This is a genomic window from Chryseobacterium sp. SIMBA_038 (genome assembly GCF_046535115.1).
Lineage (GTDB): Bacteria > Bacteroidota > Bacteroidia > Flavobacteriales > Weeksellaceae > Chryseobacterium.
Map to the genome: position 1 here is coordinate 1 of NZ_JAWRXH010000087.1, position 309 is coordinate 309.

A 309-nucleotide genomic window follows, 5' to 3' on the forward strand; every position below is an offset into this window, starting at 1 on the left:
GTGAGACCGGGGGAGATCGAGAATCCTGAACTGACTCGATGTCTCCCGGTTTTCTTCTTTTTCTCTTAGATCATGCCGACTTGTTTCGTCCTGAGCTTTCTCGCCGAGCATTCACCTACGAGCGTTGCCAACCATCGGGCCTATGCAGACTCGCGAGGCTATCCCCACTATGTGGACGACGCGTGTGATGTGCCACGCGGCCCTCAAGCCCTGTCCCTGCACAAGTACCAGACACTGCTCGACCGACTCCATGTCTGCGCGAACGACGACGTCGTCCTGCTCTTGACCGAGAGCGCCTTGATCGTCGGG

1 protein-coding gene is annotated in these 309 nt (G+C 57.9%); it reads right to left on the reverse strand.

What is annotated here, in order from left to right; all coding sequences use genetic code 11:
* Positions 1-111: 111 nt before the first annotated feature.
* Positions 112-309 (reverse strand): hypothetical protein (locus tag SB689_RS22835; RefSeq protein ID WP_410694356.1); only part of this gene is annotated, 198 nt, incomplete at its 5' end.